Annotated in this window: 12 protein-coding genes; 2 read left to right on the top strand and 10 right to left on the bottom strand. The window is 56.1% G+C overall.

Annotated elements, in window-relative coordinates:
* The 4 genes from rsmA to lptD are packed head-to-tail and all read right to left on the bottom strand — an operon-like array spanning nucleotide 1 to nucleotide 5525.
* The gene (gene rsmA, locus LJN55_RS19535) at nucleotides 1-822 is read right to left on the bottom strand and encodes a 16S rRNA (adenine(1518)-N(6)/adenine(1519)-N(6))-dimethyltransferase RsmA (protein WP_133842331.1); all 822 of its coding nucleotides are present in this window, start codon (nucleotides 820-822) and stop codon (nucleotides 1-3) included.
* A complete protein-coding gene (gene pdxA, locus LJN55_RS19530) occupies nucleotides 815-1807 on the bottom strand; it encodes a 4-hydroxythreonine-4-phosphate dehydrogenase PdxA (RefSeq protein WP_227535083.1) in 993 nt (330 codons plus the stop codon). The genes rsmA and pdxA overlap by 8 nt, the downstream gene beginning before the upstream one ends.
* Entirely contained in the window at nucleotides 1797-3092 is a 1296-nt protein-coding gene (gene surA, locus LJN55_RS19525; protein ID WP_133842329.1) for a peptidylprolyl isomerase SurA, read from the bottom strand. Before surA ends, pdxA begins: the two co-directional genes overlap by 11 nt.
* Nucleotides 3093-3146: 54 nt before the next feature.
* On the bottom strand, nucleotides 3147-5525 hold the full coding sequence (gene lptD, locus LJN55_RS19520) for an LPS assembly protein LptD (protein WP_133842328.1): 2379 nt from the start codon (nucleotides 5523-5525) through the stop codon (nucleotides 3147-3149).
* Between the two features lie 172 nt (nucleotides 5526-5697).
* Between lptD and djlA the strand changes: the two genes are divergently transcribed.
* The gene (gene djlA / locus LJN55_RS19515; RefSeq protein ID WP_133842327.1) at nucleotides 5698-6519 is read left to right on the top strand and encodes a co-chaperone DjlA; all 822 of its coding nucleotides are present in this window, start codon (nucleotides 5698-5700) and stop codon (nucleotides 6517-6519) included.
* 215 nt (nucleotides 6520-6734) lie between these two features.
* On the opposite strand, the gene rluA is transcribed toward djlA, so the two are convergent.
* The 3 genes from rluA to polB form a co-directional block, all read right to left on the bottom strand.
* Complete coding sequence (rluA, locus tag LJN55_RS19510; protein ID WP_227535082.1) at nucleotides 6735-7388, bottom strand: bifunctional tRNA pseudouridine(32) synthase/23S rRNA pseudouridine(746) synthase RluA; 654 nt, start codon at nucleotides 7386-7388, stop codon at nucleotides 6735-6737.
* Nucleotides 7389-7428: 40 nt separating this feature from the next.
* Entirely contained in the window at nucleotides 7429-10335 is a 2907-nt protein-coding gene (rapA, locus tag LJN55_RS19505; protein WP_227535081.1) for an RNA polymerase-associated protein RapA, read from the bottom strand.
* 141 nt (nucleotides 10336-10476) lie between these two features.
* Nucleotides 10477-12840 (bottom strand): DNA polymerase II, encoded by a 2364-nt coding sequence (gene polB, locus LJN55_RS19500; RefSeq protein WP_171149232.1) that lies wholly within the window; start codon nucleotides 12838-12840, stop codon nucleotides 10477-10479.
* 170 nt (nucleotides 12841-13010) lie between these two features.
* Here polB and LJN55_RS19495 point away from each other — a divergent pair, with 170 nt between their 5' ends.
* The gene (locus LJN55_RS19495; protein ID WP_133842323.1) at nucleotides 13011-13772 is read left to right on the top strand and encodes a DedA family protein; all 762 of its coding nucleotides are present in this window, start codon (nucleotides 13011-13013) and stop codon (nucleotides 13770-13772) included.
* On the opposite strand, the gene thiQ is transcribed toward LJN55_RS19495, so the two are convergent.
* The 3 genes from thiQ to thiB are packed head-to-tail and all read right to left on the bottom strand — an operon-like array spanning nucleotide 13749 to nucleotide 17021.
* Nucleotides 13749-14465, bottom strand: coding sequence for a thiamine ABC transporter ATP-binding protein ThiQ (gene thiQ, locus LJN55_RS19490; RefSeq protein ID WP_227535080.1), 717 nt, complete (start codon nucleotides 14463-14465; stop codon nucleotides 13749-13751). The genes LJN55_RS19495 and thiQ overlap by 24 nt on opposite strands.
* Nucleotides 14449-16059: a thiamine/thiamine pyrophosphate ABC transporter permease ThiP gene (gene thiP, locus LJN55_RS19485; RefSeq protein ID WP_159336883.1), complete on the bottom strand. Its 1611-nt coding sequence runs from the start codon at nucleotides 16057-16059 to the stop codon at nucleotides 14449-14451. The genes thiQ and thiP overlap by 17 nt, the downstream gene beginning before the upstream one ends.
* Nucleotides 16035-17021 (bottom strand): thiamine ABC transporter substrate binding subunit, encoded by a 987-nt coding sequence (thiB, locus tag LJN55_RS19480; RefSeq protein WP_227535079.1) that lies wholly within the window; start codon nucleotides 17019-17021, stop codon nucleotides 16035-16037. Before thiB ends, thiP begins: the two co-directional genes overlap by 25 nt.
* Nucleotides 17022-17037 lie beyond the last annotated feature (16 nt).

Here is a 17037-nt window from a genome sequence, read left to right as displayed (position 1 = left end):
TCAGTTCTCCTGCGGCTGAGGATGCGCAGTCAACCAGTTCGCCATACGGCAATATTGTGCAACGCTGATATTCTCTGCACGCAACGTCGGGTCAATCTCCATTTCTGCCAGTGCTTCCGCAGAGAAAAGATGGCCGAGGCTGTTGCGCAGGGTTTTACGGCGTTTACCGAAGGCTTCCGTGGTGATGCGGCTCAGGGCACGAATGTCGTCAACCGGGTGTGGGATCTGTGCATAAGGCATCAGACGCACCACGGCAGAGTCGACTTTCGGTGCCGGGGTAAAGGATTCGGGTGGCACTTCCAGCACCGGGATCACCTGGCAGTAATACTGTGCCATGACGGTCAGACGACCGTAGGCTTTGCTGCCAGGCCCGGCAACCAGGCGGTTAACCACTTCTTTTTGCAACATAAAGTGCATGTCCTGAATGGCACCGGTATAGCTAAACAGATGGAACATCAGGGGAGTGGAGATGTTATACGGCAGATTACCGAACACACGCAGCTTTTGACCTTTTTCCTGCGCATAGGCGGCGAAGTCAAAGGCCATCGCATCCTGCTGGAAAATGGTCAGTTTTGGGCCAAGGAACGGATGAGTTTGCAGACGCGCGGCAAGATCGCGGTCAATCTCAATCACTGTCATGGCGTCCAGACGCTCGCCTACCGGCTCGGTAAGTGCAGCAAGGCCTGGGCCGATTTCGACAACCGCCTCGCCCTTTTGTGGGTGGATGGCATTGACGATGCTTTCGATAATGTACGGATCGTTAAGGAAGTTCTGTCCAAAACGTTTGCGGGCGAAGTGGCCCTGGTGAACGCGACTATTCATTACTGCTCTTAATCATGGTAATGGCGAGGTTAAGCGCCGTCTTAAAGCTGCCCGCATCAGCCTGGCCGCTTCCAGCCAGCTCGAGAGCTGTGCCGTGGTCAACAGACGTACGGATAAATGGCAGACCGAGGGTGATATTCACCGCCCGACCAAAGCCCTGATATTTTAGCACTGGAAGCCCCTGATCGTGATACATCGCCAGCACCGCATCAGCATGTTGCAGATACTTGGGCTGGAACAGGGTATCTGCTGGCAGAGGTCCAGTCAGTTGCATACCGCGCTGGCGGAGTTCATCCAGCGCCGGGATAATCACATCGATCTCTTCACGGCCCATATGGCCGCCTTCCCCTGCATGGGGGTTCAGACCGCAAACAAAGATATGCGGTGAAGCCAGACCAAACTTGCTTTGCAGGTCGGCGTGGAGGAGGGTGATCACTTCATACAGGCTGTCGCGGGTAATGGCGGCCGCCACATCTTTCAGCGGCAAATGGGTAGTCACCAGCGCAACACGCAACTCCTCCGTTGCCAACATCATCACCACGCGCTCACAGCCAGCGCGTTCGGCGAAGAATTCGGTATGCCCGCTAAACGGGATGCCGGCATCGTTGATGACACCCTTGTGCACCGGTCCGGTGATCAGGGCGGCGAATTCGCCGCTCAGACAGCCGTCACAGGCGCGGGCAAGGGTTGCCAGCACATAGTGACCATTATCCACGCAAAGCTCGCCTGCAACCGCTGGCTGTGTCAGCGGCACAGTCAGCACGGTGAGCGTACCTGCCTGCTGGGATTGCGCCGGGCTTCCCGGAAGATATTCGCGCAGGGTCAGGGGTAAATGCAAAGCTGCCGCGCGGGTGCGCAGCAGCTCGGGGTCAGCACAGACAACCAGTTCAACCGGCCAGGCAAGCTGTGCCAGTTGAACGATTAAATCGGGACCAATCCCGGCGGGTTCGCCGGGGGTCACCACCACACGTTGATTACTGAGCATTCGCATCCAGAATTTTCACGTAGGCGGCAGCACGTTGTTCCTGCATCCAGGTTTGCGCTTCTTCCGAGAATTTACGGTTGAACAGCAGGCGGTAAGCACGCTCTTTCTTCGCCGCGTCAGTTTTATCCACCTTGCGGGTATCCAGCAACTGGATCAGATGCCAGCCGAAGGAAGAGTGAACCGGGCCGCTCACCTGGCCTTTTTGCAGACGCAGCAGGGCATCACGGAAAGCAGGATCGTACACTTCCGGTGAGCTCCAACCCAGATCGCCGCCCTGGTTCGCTGAACCCGGATCCTGCGACAGTTGTTTAGCAGCGTCGGCAAAGGTCAGCTTGCCACTTTTGATCTCAGCGGCCACTTCTTGCAACTTCTGACGGGCCTGATCGTCAGTCATGATCGGGGATGGTTTGAGCAAGATATGGCGTGCATGTACTTCAGTGACTGAAATGCTCTGGTTATCACCGCGCATATCGTTCACTTTCAGAATATGGAAACCCACACCGGAGCGGATCGGACCAATGATATCGCCTTTTTTCGCTGTCACCAGCGCCTGAGCAAACAGGGATGGCAGCTCCTGAATACGGCCCCAGCCCATGTTGCCGCCCTTCAGCGCTTGTGGGTCAGCAGAGTAGGTGATAGCCAGTTTACCGAAATCCGAACCGGATTTGGCTTCACCTGCCAGCTGTTTTGCCAGGCTTTCCTGATCGTCAACCTGCTGCTGGGTCGGGTTTTCCGGCAGTGGCAACAGGATGTGGCTGAGGTTCAACTCAGTGCCAGCATCATTCTGCGATGCCATCTGCGTTGCCAGCTGATCCACTTCCTGAGGCAGGATCGTGACACGACGACGCACTTCGTTGTTACGGACTTCTGAGGTGATCATCTCTTTGCGGATCTGCTCGCGGTAGGTGGCATAGTTCATGCCATCGTACGCCAGACGGCTACGCAACTGATCAACACTCATTTTGTTCTGCGCGGCGATGTTACCAATCGCCTGATCCAGCTGCGCATCACTCACCTGAATTCCGGCCTGTTTGGCCATCTGTAGCAGGATATTATCCATCACCAGACGTTCAACGATCTGGTGACGCAGGGTTTTATCATCCGGTAACTGCTGGCCGGCTTGCTGCGACTGGCCTTTCACGGACTGCATCATGCCGTCCACGTCACTTTCTAACACTACGCCGTTATTCACGATGGCGGCAACTTTATCAACAACTTGCGGGGCTGCGAACGCAGTGTTGGCTGTCAGGGCTGCACCGAGGATCAGCATTCTCCAGTTCTTCATACTTTTTCCATTCTTCTATCCGCACTGCGGGTTTGCATACCAAACATTACAACATCAGAAAGCGCGTTGATAAGGCAGGATGCCCTGACGCAGCATTTGACCGGTGCCTAAGCCATAGCTTGGGCTGAGGCCACGCAGTTCAATGTTGAACGAGATTTTATTGTCATATTTACTGCTGTCGTTTTCCCAGCTGGTGATTTTACGTTCATAGCCCAGACGGAGTGCATAACAACAGGAGCTGTACTGTACACCGAGCAGTTGATCGGCAGCCTGGTTTGCTTTGGTATCGTAATACCATGCACCGACCACTGACCATGCATCAGCGATAGGCCAGCTTGCTGTTGCACCAACCTGCGAAATTCCTTTCTGGTACAACGCATTGTTGTACTGGGTCAGCGTTTGCTGAACATACTCCTCGCTGGTATAGCGGTAGTTCAACTGCACCATACGGTCAGCATCACGACGCCATTCCAGCACGGCGTTACCCTGAGAAACGTTATTCAGACGGGTGTCGTATTGCAATCCACCGCGTGCTGACCAGTTGTCACTCACCCTCCAGTAAGTGTCGCCAGCCCACACCAGGCTGCCGCGGTCGTCGTCATCCGTGTTGTTCAACCCGGTACGAGCAGGGGTGAACGAGTAGATTTGACCAATGGAAGCATTAAAACGTTCAACCAGATCGTTATCAAAAATTCGCGAGGTCACACCGGTAGTGACCTGGTTGGCTGAAGCGATGCGATCCAGGCCGCTGTAGGTACGGTCCCGGAACAGGCCAGTATAGTCACTTTGCAGCAGCGTGGAGTCGTAGGCGCGGATGTCGCTCTGATCACGATAAGGCGTGTAGAGGTACTGCACGCGCGGTTCCAGCGTCTGCGTGTAACCCGGTGACCAGTTCATATCCCGGTCAAATACCATCTTGCCGTCGACTTTAAACTGCGGCATGACGCGATTCACCGAGTCTTTCAGCTGATTATCGCTACTGGTGCTGAGCGAGTTGTAATAATCAATGTCGTTCTGCTCGTAATGCGTGGCCAGCAGTTTGGCTTCGGTATTGATGCTGCCCCAGCCGTTGGAGAGCGGCAGGTCAATGGTGGGTTCAAGATGCAGACGCGTGGCATCTGGCAAACGTTCATCCACATTGGTAAATTTCACTGCCTGCGCATAGACGTGCGTATCGAACGGTCCGATATCATTATTGTAATAATTGAAGTCGAACTGCGGTTCGGCACGATACACATCGTTAGTGGCGTTGGTGGAGAAAATCTGGAACTGTTTGGTCGACAGCGTGGCATCCCAGTTTTGTTCCGCATACCCAATGCTGAACTTCTGCGTAACGTAGCCATCAGTGGTTGAACCATACACCGAGTCGAGATCGGTGAAATAGTAAGGATCGCTGACTTTGGTGTAATCGGCGTTGAACCGCCAGTGCTGATCGTAAACGCCAGAATGACGCCAGTAGAACAGCCAGCGATTGGCGTCTTTATCATCCGGATGATCGCTGTTATAGACGCGGTCTGAATTCAGATAGTCGAACTCCACCAGACCTGTACCTGCGCCAGTCAGATAACGGAATTCATTCTGCCACTGCATGCCACGGCGGCTGATATAGTGCGGTGTCAGCGTGGCATCGGCCTGCGGTGCAATGTTCCAGTAGTACGGCAGCATAAACTCGAAGCCGCTGTTACTGCCGTATTTTGCATTCGGGATCAGGAAGCCGGAACGGCGCTTATCGCCCACCGGGAGCTGTAAATAAGGGCTGTAGAATATCGGCACCGAGCCCAGTTTGAAGCGGGCGTTCCAGATTTCAGCCAGCTGTTCATCGCGGTCATGAATAATTTCAGAGCCGACCACGCTCCAGCTATTCTGACCCGGCAGACAGGAGGTAAACGTGCCGTTTTCCAGAATGGTGTAGCGGTTATCATCACGTAGTTTCATCTGGTCAGCATCACCGCGCCCCTGGCGGCCTACCATCTGGTAGTTACCATTCCACACGTTGGTGTCTTTGGTATTCAGGTTTGACCAGGCTTTCGGACCTTTCAGGATGACCTGGTTGTCATCGTAGTGCACATTACCCAGTGCATCGACGGTACGTGTTGGCGTTGTCTGCCCACTGAGCATTTTTTGATGCAACTGAACTTCGTCGGATTGCAGACGGCTATTGCCCTGACGAATATCCACATTACCGGTAAAGACTGCATCATCGGGATAATTGCCTTTGGCACTATCGGCATCAATCGTTACGGGTAATTGGTTGGTTGCCTTTCCCTGTACCAGCGGACGGTCGTAACTGGGCACCCCGAGCATACATTGGGATGCGAGGTCATCAGCCAGCCCTTGATGGCTGTAGAGTGCTGAACCAATCAAGGTGGCCAGCAACGTAGGTAGTCTTTTATTCATACGCGGTATCGAGAATTCCGTAATCACTGGCATCATGCCGACAAACGGTCAGAGACTAACGTACTCAACTGCATTGCGCTAGTCATACCCTGCATCTTTTATGACAGGTATACTTCTGGTTGTCTGGCCGCGTACCAATAGGCTGTGAGAGAAATGACAGGTATGATAATGCAATTTTTAGCCTTCAGCATGGCGAATTGAGGAGTATATGCGCTATTGGGGAAAAGTATTGGGTCTTGTGCTGGGTTTCTTATCGGGTGCGGGCTTCTGGGGTGTGCTTTTTGGCCTTGTGGCCGGGCATCTGATAGATAAAGCACGTTCGCCGGCACGGCAGGGCTATTTTGCGAATCAACAGACGCGTCAGGCGCTGTTTTTCCGCACCACCTTCCAGGTGATGGGGCATCTGACAAAGTCAAAAGGCCGGGTGACGGATGCCGACATTCAGATGGCATCGCTGCTGATGGATCGTATGCAGTTGGACAGTAACGGCCGTATTGCCGCGCAGCAGGCTTTCCGCGAAGGCAAGGAGGGCGATTATCCTCTGCGGGACAAGCTGCGTGAGTTGCGTAGCGCCTGTTTTGGCCGTTTCGATCTGATCCGTATGTTCCTGGAAATTCAGATTCAGGCTGCGTTTGCCGACGGTTCACTGCATCCCAATGAGCGCCAGGTGCTGTATGTGATTGCCGAGGAGCTGGGCATTTCGCGCGCGCAGTTCGATCAGTTCTTACGGATGATGGAGAGCGGTCAGCAGTTTGGCGGTGGTTCGCACTATAGTGGATCGTCTCAGGGCGGATTTACGGGGGCGCAGCGTGGACCCACGCTGGAAGATGCCTGTAGCGTGCTGGGGGTGAAAAGCACTGACGATGGCACCACCATCAAACGCGCTTATCGCAAGCTGATGGGGGAGCATCACCCGGATAAGCTGGTGGCGAAAGGCTTACCGCCAGAGATGATGGAGATGGCGAAGCAGAAAGCGCAGGAGATTCAGGGCGCGTACGATCTCATCAAACGCGAGAAAGGGTTTAAATAGTTATCAGGCTGGCTGGCCGGGCATGCCCGGCCACTACGAAACACACATTGTCGGTGCTGGCATACCCGGCTACGACGAAACACACATTGTCGGTGCTGGCATGCCCGGCTACGACGAAACACACATTGTAGGGGGCGGGCATGCCCGCCCCGTGCCGATGATTTGCACCAACCCGTTCGCGTGATGCCCACCCCGTGCCGATGCCAGGCAATAAATCAGAAATCCGCTGGTTGCCTGAATGTCATCGGCGTACCGAACTGTGGATGGGTAATGCTCAGGCTCTCGGCGTGCAGCTGCAGGCGAGGAGCCATCGCTTTTGCCTCGTCGTGCGCATAGAAGTTATCACCGAGGATCGGATGGCCAAGCGCCAGCATATGCACGCGTAGCTGGTGCGAGCGCCCGGTAATCGGTTTTAACTGTACGCGGGCACTGTTATCACTGGCGTAATCCAGCACCTGATATTCCGTTTGTGCAGACTTACCGGTTTCAAAACAAACTTTCTGCTTCGGCCGGTTCGGCCAGTCACAAATTAACGGTAGATCGACCAACCCTTTTTCTGGCTGCGGATGTCCCCAGACGCGCGCCACATAGGTTTTCTGCGGTTCACGTTCGCGGAACTGCCGCTTCAGCTCACGCTCGGCGGCTTTTGTCAGTGCCACCACAATCACACCGCTGGTGGCCATATCCAGGCGATGGACCGATTCCGCGGCTGTATAATCACGCTGTACGCGCGTCATTACGCTGTCTTTGTGCTCTTCCAGACGACCGGGAACGGAAAGGAGTCCACTGGGCTTATTCACCACCATGATGTGGTCATCCTGATAGAGAATATGCAGCCAGGGTTCTTGTGGTGGGTTGTAGGGTTCCATAACTCTCTCGTAAGGGCCGGCGTGCGCCGGCCCTGTCTCGTTACTGATGTGTGACAACGATCAGGCGCAGCGCGTCCAGGCGCCAGCCCGCTTCGTCCAGATTCGCCAGCACCTGATCACGGTTGTTTTCCAGCGCATCCATTTCATCCTGGCGGATGTTTGGGTTGACGGCGCTTAATGCTTGCAGACGTGACAGTTCGGCACTCAGTTTCTCATTCGCTTCTGCGCGTGCTGCATCGATCAGCTTGCGGGCTTCTACGGCCGCCTCATCTTCCGACAGTTTGATGATCTCATGGACATCCTGCTGTACGGCATTGACCAGCTTGCTGCCGGTGTGGCGGTTGACCGCGTTAAGCTGACGGTTGAAGCTTTCGAACTCCACCTTCGCGGCCAGATTAGTGCCCTTGCGGTCAACCAGCATGCGCACCGGCGTAGGCGGCAGGAAGCGTGTCAGTTGCAGATGCTTCGGCGCCTGAGCTTCCACCACGTAGATCAGCTCCAGCAGCAGGGTACCAACCGGCAGCGCTTTGTTTTTCAGCAGTGAAATCGCGCAGCTGCCGGTATCACCGGAGAGGATCAGATCCAGACCGTTACGGATGATCGGGTGCTCCCAGCTGACATACTGGGCATCTTCACGCGACAGCGCCTGATTACGGTCGAAGGTGATAGTACAGCCATCTTCTGGCAGGCCAGGGAAGTCTGGCACCAGCATATGATCGCCTGGGGTCAGGATAATCAGGTTATCGCTGCGATCTTCCTGATTAATGCCCACGATATCGAACAGGTTGAGTGCGAAGTTCACCAGCTCAATATCGTTATCCTGCTCGGCGATCAGGTTCGCCAGCGCCTGAGCTTTTTCGCCGCCGTTGGAGTTCAGTTCCAGCAGGCGATCGCGGCCATGCTCCAGCTGTATTTTCAGGGCATCATGCTGTTTACGGCACTGATGGATAAAGTCATCCAGCCCTTCGGTATTTTCCGGCGCGGCCAGGTACTCAATCAGGGGCGCATAAACGCTGTCGTAAACGGTACGACCGGTCGGGCAGGTGTGCTCAAACGCATCCAGCCCTTCGTGATACCACTGTACCAGCACCGACTGCGCGGTTTTTTCCAGATAAGGGACGTGGATCTGGATATCGTGTGCCTGACCAATACGGTCAAGACGGCCGATACGCTGCTCCAGCAGGTCCGGGTTAAAGGGCAGGTCGAACATCACCATCTGGCTGGCGAACTGGAAGTTACGGCCTTCTGAACCGATTTCCGAACACAGCAGCACCTGAGCGCCATCTTCTTCCGAGGCAAACCATGCCGCTGCGCGGTCACGTTCGATGATCGACAAACCTTCGTGGAACACGGCGGCACGAATACCTTCGCGCTCACGCAGTACCTGCTCCAGTTGCAGGGCTGTGGCTGCCTTGGCGCAAATCACCAGCACTTTTTTGTCGCGGTTGCTGGTCAGGAAGCCCATCAGCCACTCTACACGCGGGTCGAAGTTCCACCAGGTGCCGCTGTCGCCTTCAAATTCCTGATAAATCTGCTCCGGGTAGAGCATATCGCGTGCGCGCTCATCCGCTGATTTACGGGCGCTCATAATGCCGGAGACTTTGATTGCCGTCTGATACTGCGTCGGCAGTGGCAGACGGATCTGATGCAGTTCGCGTTTCGGGAAGCCTTTCACACCGTTACGGGTGTTACGGAACAGCACGCGGCTGGTGCCGTGGCGGTCCATCAACATGCTGATCAGCTCCTGACGAGCTTCCAGCTTGCCTTCACGGTCGCTGTTGGCGGTTTGCAGCAGCGGCTCAATATCCTGTTCACCCATCAGATCATTGAGCAGATTCAGCTCATCGTTACCGATGGTTTTGTCGGCCAGCAGCATCGCGACGGCATCAGCAATCGGACGGAAGTGCTTCTGCTCTTCAACAAACTGTGCGAAGTCGTGGAAACGATTGGGATCCAGCAGACGCAGACGCGCAAAGTGGCTTTCCATCCCCAGCTGTTCCGGGGTAGCGGTCAGCAGCAGGATGCCCGGGATCTGCTCGGCCAGTTGCTCAATCACCTGATACTCACGGCTTGGTGCTTCTTCAGACCAGACGAGGTGATGGGCTTCATCCACAACCATCAGGTCCCACTCGGCATCGGCCAGTTTTTCCAGACGCTGCTTATTGCGGCGGACAAAGTCGAGCGAACAGATAATCATCTGCTCGGTTTCAAACGGGTTGTCGCTGTCGTGCTGGGCTTCGGCGTAACGGTCATCATCAAACAGGGCAAAGCGCAGGTTGAAGCGACGCAGCATCTCAACCAGCCACTGATGCTGCAACGTTTCTGGCACAACAATCAGAATACGTTCGGCGCGGCCCGCCAGCAGTTGCTGGTGGATGATCATCCCGGCTTCGATGGTTTTCCCTAAGCCCACTTCATCGGCCAGCAGCACGCGCGGCGCATGACGGCGGCCGACATCGTGAGCGATATGCAACTGGTGGGGGATCAGGCTGGTACGCATACCGCGCAGGCCGCTGGTGGCCAGGCGGTACTGCTCACTCTGATATTTACGCGCGCGAAAACGCAGCGCGAAACGGTCCATACGATCCAGTTGTCCGGCAAACAGGCGATCCTGTGGTTTACCAAACACCAGTTTGCTGTCGAGCATCACCTCACGCAGGACGACGTTTGCTTCTTCGGTATCAAGCCGGGTTCCGACATAGCTGACAACGGCATTGTCGGTTTTTACCTCGTCAACGACCATTTGCCAACCTTCATGGCTGGTAATGGTGTCGCCAGGATTGAACACCACACGAGTGATGGGAGAATCATTTCTGGCGTAGAGACGGTTTTCGCCCGTGGCAGGAAAGAGCAGGGTGACCATACGTGTATCTACGGCAACCACAGTTCCCAATCCCAGTTCGCTTTCCGTATCGCTTATCCAGCGTTGACCAAGTGTAAAAGGCATAAATATTCGGCTCGATTCTCGTCTAGTTTGTTTCAGGCAATAGCACTGCTGCCCGGTAAAAAAGTACCTGGCGGTGAATTCAGAACGATTGATACTTAGGAGGAGCGCTATGGTACTGGAAGGTCGCCCATTCGTCACCTGTCAAAAAAGCCCCAGCTGTCCTGTTACCAGTGTAGCAAAGTCATCCTGCATAAACGGCAGGATACCCTCGGCCACCGGTTGTAACTGGCGCGTCAGATAGTGATCGTAGTCCAGTGGCGTGATCCTCGCTTCCAGCGGTTCCGGGCCAGAGGTGGCCATCACATAGCGGATTTTCCCGCCTTTCTGGTAGAGCAGTGGCCGGCCAAGCTTCTGGTTTTGTTCATCAGCGATACGTGCGGCACGCACGTGCGGGGGCACATTTCGTTGGTATTCACCCAGCGGGCGACGCAGCCTTTTACTGTAAGTGAGCTGATCGTCCAGTTCCCCCTCCAGCAGCTGGCGCACGGTTTCCCGGATATAGTCCTGATAGGGTTGCCCGGTAAAAATGCGCAGATAGAGCTCCTGTTGAAATTTTTGTGCCAGCGGCGTCCAGTCGGTACGCACCGTTTCTAATCCTTTAAAGACCATACGCGGCTTCTCACCGCTGCGTATCAGCCCCGCATAGCGCTTCTTGCTGCCTTGTTCGGCACCCCGGATGGTTGGCATCAGAAAACGGCTGAAGTGGGTTTCATACTCCAGCTCCAGTGCGCTTTCTACGTTGAATTCTGCGCGCAGATGCTGTTGCCACCATTGATTGACGGTGTCCACCAGACGGCGGCCAATCTCCGCTGCGCGCGCTTCGTCGTGAGCCGATTTTAGCCAGACGAAGGTGGAGTCGGTATCGCCGTAAATCACATCAAAACCCTCGGCTTCAATCAGTTCCCGGGTCTGACGCATAATATCGTGACCGCGCATGGTGATGGAGGAGGCAAGACGCGGATCGAAGAAACGACAGGCGCTGGTGCCCAGTACGCCATAAAAGGCATTCATAATGATTTTCAGCGCCTGCGACAGCGGCTTATTGCCCTGCTTTTTGGCTTCTTCCCGTCCCTGCCAGATCTGATTCACAATGGCGGGCAGGCAGTGGTTGGTGCGGGAAAAACGTGCACCGCGATAGCCTGCGACAGAATGGGCCTCATCCGGCTGTGCCATGCCTTCAACCAACCCGACCGGGTCAATTAAAAAGGTGCGGATAATCGACGGATACAGGCTTTTATAATCCAGCACCAGCACTGAGTCATACAGGCCGGGCTGTGAGTCCATCACATAGCCACCAGGGCTGGCCTCTGGCGCGACATCCCCCAGATTTGGGGCCACAAAACCGGCACGATGCATACGCGGCAGGTAGAGGTGACCAAATGCGGCCACCGAACCGCCGTGGCGATCGACGGCCAGGCCATTTACCGATGCGCGTTCCAGCAGGAACGGCATCAGTTCAGTGTGCTGGAAAATACGCGTCACCAGTTCGCAGTCTTTCAGGTTGTAGTGGGCCAGGGCGGGCTTATCTTCCGCAAAGCGCTGATCAATCTCTTCCATACGCTGCCAGGGATTATTGATGGCTTTCCCTTCCCCCAGCAGTTCGCGTGAAACCGCTTCAAGGCTGAAGGATTCAAAGTTCCAGAAGGCAGATTTCAGGGCTTCAATACCGTCAATAATCAGCCGTCCGCTGGCCTGGGCGAAGAAAACACCCGGCTTAAACCCGTGTTCGCGCCATTCCAGCGCCGGGCTGTAACCCCGCCCCAGATTGAGCGGTATGCCGTAGCGTTCGGCATGTTTTTGCAGCACACGCAGGTCGAACTGCACCACGTTCCAGCCGATCAGCACATCGGGGTCATGACGGGCAAACCAGGCGTTGAGTTTTTCCAGCAGCAGCGGGCGGCTGGCGACATATTCCAGATTAAAATCGAGGTGGCTGGCATCGCCGTTTTCCGGGCCAAGCATGTAGACATCCCGCTGGCCGCACCCTTCCAGGCCTATGCAGTACAGCTCGCCGTGACGCGTTGTTTCGATGTCCAGCGATACCCATTTCAGCGGCGGACGATAATCCGGGTGTGGTTTCAGACGGGTTTGTGTCAGTCGGTCCCCGGAGGGCTGACCGCTGAACCAGACGGGAGCGGTGATAAACCGCTCCATCAGGAAGCGCTCCGGCGGACGTACATCCGTTTCATACAGCGTGATGCCATTCTCACGCAGCAGTTTATCCAGCTTTTGTAGCTGACGTTGCTGTCGGCAATACAGGCCAACCACCGGACGCTGGCGAAAATCTTTCAACTCAAGCGGGGCAAAACGCCAGTCGCGCTCACCCGCTAACAGCCGCGTGGCTGCTGCCTGCTGTTCAGCTGGAATAAACGCCACGGACTCCTGCGGCGGCAGCACCACCATCTGCGGGCCAGCATCCGTCGCCAGCCAGAGTGTGATTTCACTGCCAGCGGGTGTATCCCGCCAGTGGCGTGTGAGTAGAAAGCCTGCCTGTGCGTCGTTCACACTGTCTCCCGGGGGTGATGAAGTGTTAATATTAGCATGTTTATTTATACAGTGTTCATCTCCTGAATCCAGACCTTTACTCCGTTGCTACGTTCCCATACAAAACAGACCTTGACGCTTTCCTGCCGCCTCTGGACAATCCGGGGTTCTGCTCATTTTTTTGGAATGTTATGGAAGCCTGGCTGCAACATTTAATCACCCAATCTTTGGCCTGGTCACTGCTGGCCGTTGGGCTGGTGACTTTTTTTGAATCGCTGGCGCTGGTCGGGTTGCTGTTACCGGGTACGGTATTGATGGCGTCATTTGGCGCACTGATCGGCAGCGGGCAGATTGGGCTGTATCCTGCCTGGGCCGTTGGCACATTGGGTTGTCTGCTGGGCGACTGGATTTCCTATTTTATTGGCTGGCAGTTCAAAGGGCCGCTGCACCGCTGGTCGTTTATTAAAAAACACCAGAAGCTGATGGATAAAACGGAGCACGCGCTGCATGAGCACAGCATGTTTACCATCATCGTTGGCCGCTTTGTGGGGCCAACACGCCCGCTCATCCCGCTGGTCGCCGGAATGCTTGAACTGCCAGTCCGCAAGTTTATTCCCCCGAATATCATCGGCTGCATTCTGTGGCCGCCGCTTTACTTATTGCCGGGGATCCTCGCCGGGGTGGCGATTGATGTGCCAAAGGATGCCAGCAGCGGCCTCTTTAAGTGGCTGCTGTTAGGCGTTGCGATACTGGTATGGCTGGGCTGCTGGCTGGGTTGGCGCTGGCTGCGTTCCAGGAAGCAGAACGACTGGGCTACGTCGTATCTGCCCCTGACGCGTCTGCGCTGGCTGGCGCCGCTGATGATAGTGCTGGCGGTGGTGAGCTTTACGGCGATCCAGTTCCATCCAATGATGCCGATTTTCCGTCACTTATTGTGGGATGTGTTCTTCTAAGGCGATGCCCAATATCGCCGCTTCTGGCACTGCACCGCGCTGTAACTGCGCGGTGCTGCCATCCCAGTAAACCCGCCCATCAACAATCAGCAGGCTACGCGGCGCAATGTGCGCGGCGTCTTCAATACTGTGCGACACCATCAGCAGGGTGATATTGCGTTCGGTACAGACGTCATCCACCAGGCCTAACATCTCTTTACGCAGCGCCGGATCCAGCGCTGAGAAGGGTTCGTCCAGCAGCAGGATCGGCTGCTGACGCACCAGACAACGGGCGAGCGCCGCACGCTGGCGCTGACCGCCTGAAAGCTGATGGGGCAGACGCTGTAAGTGGTCCGTCAGACCGACGCGCTGGGCGATATTCTGTAACTCATGCTTCTGCTGGTGGTTAAGCTTCAGGCCAGGGTGCAGCCCCAGCCCAATGTTTTGCGCCACGGTCAGGTGTGGGAACAGGTTATTCTCCTGAAACAGCATCGATACCGGGCGTTGGGCTGGCGCGCTGTCGCGATGTTCGCTGCCGTTCAGCTGTAATTCACCACTTTTCACCGGTAAAAATCCGGCGATCAGGCTCAGTAAGGTGCTTTTTCCCGCCCCGCTTGGGCCGAGGATCGCCAGGCGTTCACCCGCCTGTACGCTGAAGGTAAAGCGCATTGGCAGGTGGTGATACAGATAAGTCAGATTAGTCAGGTTTAACATGGCGCCCCGGCAGTTTTTCAATCAGGGTAAACAGCAGGAAACAGAGCAACAGCAGCAACAGGGCGGTGACCGCACCGTCGCTGCTGCGATACGAGCCTATCTGCTGATAAAGGTAAAAGGGCAGTGTGCGGAAGTTTTCATTACCGAACAGCGCCACTACGCCAAAATCACCAATCGACAACACGCAGGCAAAGGCCAGCGCCTGTGCCAGTGGGCGTTTCAGCGCGCGCAGTTCAATCAGCCGCAGGCGGTTCCAGCCACGAATATCCAGCGACAGACACAGCAGGCTATAGCGCCCGGCAATATCGCGCAGCGGGTTTTCCAGCACTTTCATCGCGTAGGGAACGGCCATCAGTGCGTTGGTAGCGATCACCATCCCTTCCGCTGACTCGGGCAGCCCGATGGTCTGGTTGAGCAACAGGAAAAAGCCGGTTGCCAGCACAATCCCAGGCATCGCGAGGATCAGCATACCGCTCATTTCCAGCGTTTGTCCCCATAACGGGCGCTGACGCAGGCGCAGCTCACGACTGCTCCACAGCAGCATCATCGTCAGAACCACGCTGAGTATTCCCGCTCCCAGTGCAATGCGCACAGAGGTTAACATTGCCTGCCACAGCGCAGACTGATGCAGTACCGTGCTGAACCCCTGATTCAACCCGTCGATCACCACGGCCAGCAGCGGTGGCAGGATCAGCAGTAATACGGCGGCGATCAGCAACAAATCCAGTATGCGAGCACGGCAGCTGTCCTGCGGATTGCGCCAGCCGCCCAGGCTGTCGCTGCCCGCTGGGATCGCTTTACTCAGACGCTGGCTTAGCATAACCAGCCCCAGGCAGCACAGCATCTGTAACAGCGCCAGCAGGGCTGCGCGCCCGGGATCGTAGTCGAAACTCAATGCCTGGAAGATCGCCAGCTCAATGGTGGTCGCCTGCGGACCGCCGCCCAGCGACAGTACGGTGGCAAAGCTGGCAAAGCACAGCATAAAGATCAGCGCTGCGGCGGGCAGGATCTGGCGCCGTAGCCATGGCCATTCGACAATACGAAAATGTGCCCAGCCACTCAGGCCTAGCTGTGCAGCGATCTGCCGCTGTTCGCCGGGGATCTGCTGCAGTGCCTGCAGCAGCAGGCGGGTGGCCAGTGGCAGGTTGAAAAAGACGTGGGCCAGCAGGATACCTTGCAGGCCGTAAGGCGAGAAGGTGTAGTCAACGCCAAGCAGGGCGCACAGCTGCGCCAGCCAGCCGCTGCGACCATATACGCTGAGAATACCAAATACCGCCACCAGTACCGGTAACACCAGCGTCATGGCACACAGCCGCAGCAGCGTGCTGCGGCCAGGGAAGCGGCGGCGGTAAAGGGCCCGGGCCAGAGGAATGGCGGGCAACACCGAGAGCAGCGCGGACAGCAGTGCCTGCCAGAAGGAGAAGCGCAGCACGTGCCACAGATAGCTATCCTGCCAGAGGCCGCGCCAGTCGGTGGTGGGCGCATTCTGCCAAAGGGCAAAAAACGCTAACGAGGCCACGCTGACCAGCAGCATCGCAGCCAGCACGCCGGGCACTAACCAGCCGGGAATTAGCGGCTGACGGCGCGTTGCCATGCACTAATCCAGTTGCTGCGCTGTGTTGCCACGTCCTGTGGGCTGTATTGCAGTGAGGTCGTGGGGACGGTCAGGGTATTGAAGCCCGCCGGTAGCGTCGTGCTGATTGCCGGGTACATCCAGTTGCCGGTGGCGATGGTGTCCTGGAACGCTGGAGTCATCACAAACTGCATAAACTGCTGCGCCAGCTTCGGTTGCTTGCTGGACTTCAACTGACCGGCGACTTCCACCTGTAAATAGTGCCCTTCGCTGAAGTTGGCGGCGGCGTACTGATCTTTCTTCTCTTCAATCAGATGATAAGCGGGAGAGGTGGTGTAGCTGAGCACCATATCGCTTTCGCCCTTGAGGAACAGGCCATACGCCTCGCTCCAGCCTTTAGTGACGGTCACCGTTTTCTTTGCCAGCTTCTGCCAGGCTTCCGGGCTTTTATCGCCAAACACCTGCTGCATCCACAACAGCAGGCCAAGGCCCGGGGTGCTGGTGCGCGGATCTTCGTAGATCACCTTCAGGGGACGATCGCTCTCGACCAATTCTTTCAGGCTTTTCGGCGGGTTCTGTAGCTTGGTTTTGTCATAGACAAAAGCAAACCAGCCGTAGTCATAAGGGACAAACGTCGTGTTCTTCCAGCCGCCGGGGACGGTACTGTGGGACGTATCGGTGTTTGAGGCGGCGAACAGCCCGGTTTTTTCTGCGGCATCCAGCAGGTTGTTATCCAGGCCCAGCACCACATCTGCTTTACTGTTTTTGCCTTCCATGCGCAGCCGGTTTAACAGCGAGACGCCATCTTCAAGGGCCACGAATGTCAGTTCACAGTGACACTGTGCTTCAAAGGCTTTCTTGATGGCAGGCCCCGGTCCCCATTCGGCAGAGAAGGAGTCGTAGGTGTAAACCGTCAGGGTTTCTTTGGCCGCGAGGGCAGGCAGGGAAAACAGCACCAGCAGAGCTAAATATTTTTTCAACACTTTGCGTTCCTTAAAG

Origin of the sequence: Erwinia rhapontici, assembly GCF_020683125.1 — a bacterium.
Taxonomy (GTDB): Bacteria; Pseudomonadota; Gammaproteobacteria; order Enterobacterales; family Enterobacteriaceae; genus Erwinia; species Erwinia rhapontici.
The sequence above is the reverse complement of the archived record's forward strand: the minus strand, read 5'-3'. Positions and strand labels throughout refer to the sequence as shown.